Origin of the sequence: Sphaerothrix gracilis Ecp01, assembly GCF_030405905.1 — a bacterium.
In the GTDB taxonomy this organism is placed as follows: domain Bacteria; phylum Cyanobacteriota; class Cyanobacteriia; order Phormidesmidales; family Phormidesmidaceae; genus Sphaerothrix; species Sphaerothrix gracilis.
The window spans coordinates 1-6,477 of sequence record NZ_JASATW010000066.1; the positions used below are offsets into that span (position 1 = coordinate 1).

The 6,477-nt window shown below is 51.5% G+C and carries 8 protein-coding genes; 2 read left to right on the forward strand and 6 right to left on the reverse strand.

From position 1 onward, the window contains the following. Positions 1-115: 115 nt before the first annotated feature. Genes QJQ48_RS27310 through QJQ48_RS27330 form a run of 5 tightly spaced genes read right to left on the reverse strand, consistent with a single transcriptional unit; the run spans position 116 to position 2,170 of the window. The gene (locus QJQ48_RS27310) at positions 116-337 is read right to left on the reverse strand and encodes a type II toxin-antitoxin system VapC family toxin (RefSeq protein WP_346294385.1); all 222 of its coding nucleotides are present in this window, start codon (positions 335-337) and stop codon (positions 116-118) included. After that, a complete protein-coding gene (locus QJQ48_RS27315) occupies positions 330-554 on the reverse strand; it encodes a hypothetical protein (protein ID WP_346294386.1) in 225 nt (74 codons plus the stop codon). Before QJQ48_RS27315 ends, QJQ48_RS27310 begins: the two co-directional genes overlap by 8 nt. 29 nt (positions 555-583) lie before the next feature. Further along, a complete protein-coding gene (locus QJQ48_RS27320; RefSeq protein WP_346294387.1) occupies positions 584-928 on the reverse strand; it encodes a nucleotidyltransferase family protein in 345 nt (114 codons plus the stop codon). Further along, positions 925-1,083 carry a nucleotidyltransferase family protein gene (locus QJQ48_RS27325; RefSeq protein ID WP_346294388.1) on the reverse strand — a complete coding sequence of 53 codons (159 nt, stop codon included), beginning with the start codon at positions 1,081-1,083 and terminating at the stop codon, positions 925-927. Before QJQ48_RS27325 ends, QJQ48_RS27320 begins: the two co-directional genes overlap by 4 nt. A gap of 52 nt (positions 1,084-1,135) precedes the next feature. After that, complete coding sequence (locus tag QJQ48_RS27330) at positions 1,136-2,170, reverse strand: IS701 family transposase (protein ID WP_346294389.1); 1,035 nt, start codon at positions 2,168-2,170, stop codon at positions 1,136-1,138. 90 nt (positions 2,171-2,260) lie between these two features. Between QJQ48_RS27330 and QJQ48_RS27335 the strand changes: the two genes are divergently transcribed. Next, positions 2,261-2,605 (forward strand): transposase, encoded by a 345-nt coding sequence (locus QJQ48_RS27335; RefSeq protein WP_346294392.1) that lies wholly within the window; start codon positions 2,261-2,263, stop codon positions 2,603-2,605. Positions 2,606-2,628: 23 nt separating this feature from the next. Here QJQ48_RS27335 and QJQ48_RS27340 read toward each other — a convergent pair whose 3' ends face one another. Then, positions 2,629-4,629 carry a protelomerase family protein gene (locus QJQ48_RS27340; protein WP_346294390.1) on the reverse strand — a complete coding sequence of 667 codons (2,001 nt, stop codon included), beginning with the start codon at positions 4,627-4,629 and terminating at the stop codon, positions 2,629-2,631. Positions 4,630-4,893: 264 nt separating this feature from the next. On the opposite strand from QJQ48_RS27340, the gene QJQ48_RS27345 reads away from it, so the two are divergent. After that, a partial coding sequence (locus QJQ48_RS27345) for an L-lactate permease (RefSeq protein ID WP_428843106.1) occupies positions 4,894-6,477 on the forward strand: 1,584 nt, incomplete at its 3' end.

The following is a 6,477-nucleotide window of genomic DNA, read 5'->3' on the forward strand; positions in this document are numbered from 1 at the left end:
ATTAGCAGCCACCCTGCCAATTATCGCGAGGGCAAAGCCAGGCAACAAACTTTAAGGCGATCGCCTGCTCACACCTTTTCTCCTTCACTACACTTATCCAAAATCTCTCTATACACTACTTCAATGCACATTCCCCCTCATCATCAAAAGTTGGGAAGATCCCACTTAGCCTGAAACGCGACAGCTTCCATAGAATGTTTGTGATTTCTGAAAAGAAAAAATCTGGCACCAGGAACTCATCCTGATCGTTGTCTAACAGTGACAATGCCCGATTTGAATAAACCTCTGGCAAGACCCACTTAATGGCCACATTTGCATCAATGACCCACTTAGCCACGTAGCCGATCCTCGCGCAATAGTTCTGTACTGTCGCTAAATATCTGTTCTTGATACTGCCCCAGCATCGCCTGAAACCGCTGTTTAGAGTCTTGATGGCTTCTTTTCTGAATAGGCTGATAGATTACCACTGCCTCAATGTCCTGATTCTGGACAGGCAGTTGAAAAGATAACACTCCATCCTGGCCGATATGGGCTTTTACTTTGATACTTTCCATTCAATTTGTCTCCTAGTTTTGCTGATCGCTCATACCGCAATGCCTTCTTCTAATACCTTAGCCAGTAGAGGGCTGGCTCCCACTGCACCTTCTCGAATTTGAGCTTCGGTCACCACAAACGTAGAAATCACGCGATCGTACTCAAACCCAATTTCCCAAGCGAGATCGTGAATTTGCTCTCGCAGGGTGCGATCCAGCGTTTCGACCTGAACGAATACATCAAGGTCAGAGTCTTCCCTAGCATCTCCACGGGCTCTGGAGCCAAACACCCGCAAATCTAAAATGGGGATGATGCCCTCTAGTCGAGACCGAAACTCCGATACTGCCTTTTGATCAATCGGTTCTATGCCTCGAACCTTCTCAATCGGATTCATAGGGCTTTAGCCTCCTGAAGAATGCGATCGCGCATCCGCTCATTTAATCCACCCTCTGTCACGACATCAACTTTGCGCTCCAGTAGTTCCTCCAAATCCTGAATTAGACCAACCGGGAACCAGGGACTCGTTTTACTGGCCTCATAGTCAATCAAAAAATCGACATCACCAGGACTTACGCATTGACAAAATCGACAAAACTAAGATTCAAGCGGTCCTACCCATCAGAGGTGCTTGAAGTATGAACTGGCGAGCGACGTCCTGATAGAGATGACGTTGGAGCTCATACCAATTGCCTAACTGCTGGTGCCAGACTTGCAACTCCAACTCGACAAAGGCCCGTAGGGCGCAGAAGATATGGGTGTCAATGGCTTCCTTCAGGCGCACCCGAAAGCGTTTTAGAGCACACAACTGTTTCCCAGCCCGGTGAAAACATTCAATGCCCCAATGGAGGGTATGCAATTGCTCAAAGTCATCTGCACCGGCTGCTTCTAGAGCCTCAGGGTCGGGCCAGTACAAGGCATAATACCGACACGATTCGTTTTTGAAGCGCTGGCAAAAGAGCTTGACTCGCCCGACTCCCCTAAGATAGACCAGTATTCCAGACTCAGGAATGCTTAGGGCTTCGACCCGTTGATACGCCTGCTGAAGCGTCGACCGTACCAAACGATTCTTGGCGACGCCGACTAGAAATCCCGTCTGGTCGTCTTTGAGCACATTGAGATTTGCTTTGGCGGCATACCAAGTATCGCTAGTGACTGCCCGAGGGCAAAGCCCCCACTGCCTGACTTCTTGCCACATCTCTTGAAAGTATTGGTTTTTGGTTTTACCCTCCGCTTTATCATAGAGCCGATAGTTAATCGGTACTTGCAAGCCATTAGCGCTGGTGTAGTAGAGCGTGACCAGCGAGAGTCCCAGCACCGGCTTGGCGGCTTTACTGCTCCAAAAGTAGCCTAACAGCGCCGTGGCTTTTCGCTGGGCGTAGGGTTTCTCTAGCACCGTATCATCTGCGCTCAAAACACCCCCGACTAAATCAATCCAGCCTTGAGCAACGAGCTCGTCAAAGAGATCCTTGGGTACATAGCGTTCTCGGCACAGGAAACGATTGATGCTGTCGTGGGACACCGTCTTGAGGATCTCAGCCAGTTCGCAACAGCCAGACCCTTGTGGTTGGGCCAGCAGATAGCGCACATAGAGATTGAGCGTGCAATGAGCGGTGGAGGGTTTAGTGAGAATACGCAAAGGACTAGGGGATACAACACCTTTGAATTTCAACCCACAAATTTACTCAACTGTCAATGCGTAAGTCCTGGCATAGTTGCAGCCTAATTCATTTCAGGGGTATATGGCTCGGATTCGGTATCAGGGGTCAATCTAGCGCTGACTCGGCTGAGGGCGCGATCGCCGAAAGGGAAGCGCGTACATGGCAAACGACAAGAACGAGGTCAGAACGTTTCGCTCACCGGTGCTCTGGGACTCAAGGGGAAGATTGTCCAAGTAAGTTTGACAGGGGCAACCAATAGTCTGACGTTTGAGGCTTTCATCGCTCGTAAGCTTGTGCCAAAGCTGTGGAAAGGGGCCTGTGTCATTATGGACAGCATGGACAATTACGAAGTGTCTTTAGGCCATATTCTTGGTTGGTTTACTCATTGTTGCTACTGTACCTCAGCAGACTAGGAAAGGCTGTATCAGCAATTGCCCTATGTTTGCTCCTTCTCCACGAACTTCATGAATTGTTCAGTAGAGTCTTTACCCCGGTTGTGATAGGAGGGATTGTCAACACCTCCTATCTGATGGAGTTGTTCGATGGCTTCTTTCTCCTCGTCCATGAATGTCTTGGCGGCTTTACGGTTGATGCCAAATTCGCGCTCCAAGAGTCCGGCATTGATGGCGTAAGTATCGTCAGGATGCTGTTGGTTCCATTGAGAGATGGCGTTGAAGATAGCCTTAGCTCTATCTTTGGCACTATTGGCTCTGGTTTCTGCTGGCTGTGGTTCTAGTGTCGGCTGAGTAGAGCTGTCGTCTGATTGGTGTGTTTCCTGTGTTTGCGGGGGTGCTTGCGTGGAGGTGCCTAAGAACGCCTGTCGAATAGCATCGAACTGCTGCAGCTGCTGCTGCAGCTGAGCATTCTGCTGTTGCAGGTGTTCAATCTTCTTTGTCAGCTCCCGGTGAGACTCATTTGTACCTCTAGAGTCAACCTGCAGTTTGAGCTGTTTGTTTTCTGCTCTAAGGGTTTCTAGCTCGGTAGTCAGCCAGCAGAGAGTCGCAGCTTGATGAGCGATCGCTTGGAGGGCATCGGGTTGAAGCTGAGGCGTTTGCTGTTGCTGCTTCCAGCTAGCTTCAGCTTGACCCAGCACAGCGCGTAGGGCCTCAGCACTGTTGCCATGTTCACCGAGCTGAGCGGCGAGTTTATGCAGGCGATCGACATCGCTGGTGTAGAGAGAAGTCTGAGTTGTACTTGCAGGAGGCATTGTTGTTTGAGTAATTGGTGCAGGTTCTGGAGATGAGGGTGTTTCACTGGGTAGCGGTGGCAGACCGTTAGCGGCGATTTTGACCCCCCGCGCTCGAATTAGCTCGCCATTTGGTCTGGCTAGCCGGTAGTGAAAGTAGTGGTCAGTGGCCCTGGAGTTGGGGGTGACTTTGCCTTCTAAGACATGGCCCAGGTAGTGCTGTAGGAAGCGATGTTCATGCTGCCATTCGGGGCAGAAGAAGTGAATAGCGATCGCGCCGTAGATACCACGCAGCCGGTGAATAGAGACAGTCTTGAAGCCTTTGGGCACAGGGACAATTTCTGTCTGTTGAAAATACTTTCTGACCTGACGGTTGATACGGGTATTGAGGGCATCGATGCGAGGATCATCATGAGCGGCTTCAGCATTGACCAGCGGTGCGATCGCCTTGAGCTGGCGGAAGCGCTCGATAGCAGGCAGTAAGTCTTTGGCTGGAATCAGGGTCAAGATATCAAACGAGAGCGGCTGTGCCTTCTTTTGCTGACCGCTGAAGTGGAGCGCGTAGGGATAGGCAGTCAGTTCAAAGCTGCCCTTGCTAATCACCTCGGTATGCCTGCGTCCGGTCAGGGCTGCAATGGCGATCGCCAGCAGACGTTCATCCTCAGCCTCTAACAGACTGACAACCTGACCCAGATAGCGCTGCAAAGGAATGACCTGCAAGCTGTCTTGACGGCGGTTGTTGTTAGCGGTGGTGGACTGCCTGAGTGTCTGATAGGTCGCCTGGTCATACTTGAGATGCTTGAGCGCATAGTGCTCGCGGCTGGTGCCAGAATCAGAGCCATCGAGTTTTTGCCAGTGTTTCAGGTAAGAATTTTGCTCAGTCAGGGTCAGCTTACCAGCTTCGATTGCCTCTAGAATCAGCCGTCGATAGGTAGAGAGATACTGGCTGCTGATGGACTGCCTGGGATAGCCTTCTTCGAGCAAATCGATTTCAGCCCTAGCGAGCTGAGCAACTGCTGTTTCGCTGTCTTGGCCTTGCTGATTGAGCTGCACAAGGCGGTCTAGAAAGTGCAGCGCCAGTTGTCCGAGTTCATCGCGTGAGAGTTTAGTGCGATCGCCTGCATGGATGCGTTGCCTGAAGCGTTCGATGATTTGGTTACGAGTGAGGTCGTGGCGGGTAGAGAGAGTCATTAGCTCAGTTTCAGGATTGTTGCTCGCCTGCATTGATGTGTTGACGAAAGCGTTCGACAATTTGACGTCATTAAAGCGATCGCCAATAGCAATCCGCCAACGGTGAGTAGAACGTATAGAGTGCTTAGGCTTATGAGTTTGACTATCATGAGAGGCTCCATACTTTTATACCTGATCTGCGCTTTAAATGAGATAGTAAAGCGATCGCCTTGTTTTAGCTTGAAGAACTGGCCTCAAAATTTCTAGTCATATCGTGGTGAGCTATCACTGCTGTTGGTATAGGGATGACTCATGGCAATATTCGGATATTCCCTGGTTGCATTGATGCCGATTGCAACCATTTTTGCGTTGCTAGTTGTTGCCCGGCGGCCTGCAGGGCAGGCGATGCCCGTTGCCTATCTCATCACAGTGATGCTGACGCTGCTTGTTTGGCGAGTTCCTATTGCGGAAGTAGCTGCGGCTAGCGTGCAAGGAGGTGTAGCAGCGGCAGAGATTCTTTTCATTGTATTTGGTGCCATCTTGCTGCTGAATACGCTGCAAGAATCGGGGGCGATCGCGGCAATTCGTCAAAGTTTGCTAGGCATTTCGCGCGATCGCCGCGTGCAGGTCATCATTATTGCCTGGCTGTTTGGCAGTTTCATTGAGGGGGCGTCTGGCTTTGGCACACCAGCGGTTATCACCGTGCCGCTACTGGTTGCAGTTGGGTTCCCGGCAATGGCGGCGGTGATTGCCGCCCTAATTATTCAAAGCACCCCTTCTACCTTTGGTGCTGTGGGGACGCCGATTCTAATCGGTATCAATTCAGGACTGGCTGGTGTCCCTAGGGTGCAGCAACACCTTGCTAATTTGGAGCTGACTCAAGCCGATTATTTGATTGCGGTGGGTCGCTGGGCGGGCGTGTTTCACGCTGTTGTCGGCACCTTTTTACCCCTGATTTTGGTGATGGTGTTGACGGCAGGGTTTGGAGCTGAGCGCTCGGTCAAGGCGGGGCTAGCCGCCTGGAAATTCGCCCTCTTTGCGGGATTAGCGTTTACCCTGCCCTATGTATTAACAGCCCTGCTGCTGGGGCCAGAGTTTCCGACATTAGTTGGCGGACTGGTGGGATTAGCGATTGTCGTGCCTGCGGCCCGGCGCGGCTTTTTATTGCCCCCCCATCAATGGGATTTTCCGGCGGTTGAACATTGGCCTGATGATTGGCACAGTTCAGATACGCCGTCTGCATCTATCACAGGTAGTCGGTTGTCGGCTCGTCGGGCCTGGCTGCCCTATATGCTGCTAGGGCTATTGCTGATGCTGTCGCGTCTAGACTTTTTGCCGTTCAGGGAGTGGATGCAGTCGTTAACCCTAACCTGGGTAGGCGTTTTGGGGACTGATGTTACAATCTCGACGCAGCCGCTTTACCTTCCACCCACCACTTTCATTCTTGTGGTAGCCATCACGTTCTTTTTACATCGGATTAAGCCTGCAGCTCTGGGCCGAGCGATCGCCAATGCGGTGCCGTTATTGCAAAAGACGACGCTAGCGTTAGGGTCAGCAGTCTTGATGGCCCGGGTGTTTATCAACTCTGGAGTGAATAATTCTGGCTTAAAGGGTATGCCGCTGACGTTGGCCGATAGTATGTCAAATTTGGCCGGACAGATCTGGCCGTTGTTTGCGCCTTTCGTGGGCACGGTTGGCTCATTTGTCGCTGGCAGCGTGACCGTCAGCAATTTGATGTTTTCCCTGTTTCAGTTTGGCGTTGCGGCTCAGCTCGGCCTATCAACGGCAGCCGTTTTGGGGCTACAGTGCGTCGGCGCGTCGGCAGGCAATATGATTTGCGTATCCAACATTGTTGCAGCGGAGGCAACGGTAGGTCTGATAGGTCGCGAAGGTCTATTAATCCGCAAGGTGCTTTGGCCTACGGCATAC

Bases quoted from the DNA above. Each gene is read 5' to 3' on its own strand.
- QJQ48_RS27315 (WP_346294386.1), bottom strand. From the start codon at position 554: ATGGAAAGTATCAAAGTAAAAGCCCATATCGGCCAGGATGGAGTGTTA.
- QJQ48_RS27320 (WP_346294387.1), bottom strand. From the start codon at position 928: ATGAATCCGATTGAGAAGGTTCGAGGCATAGAACCGATTGATCAAAAG.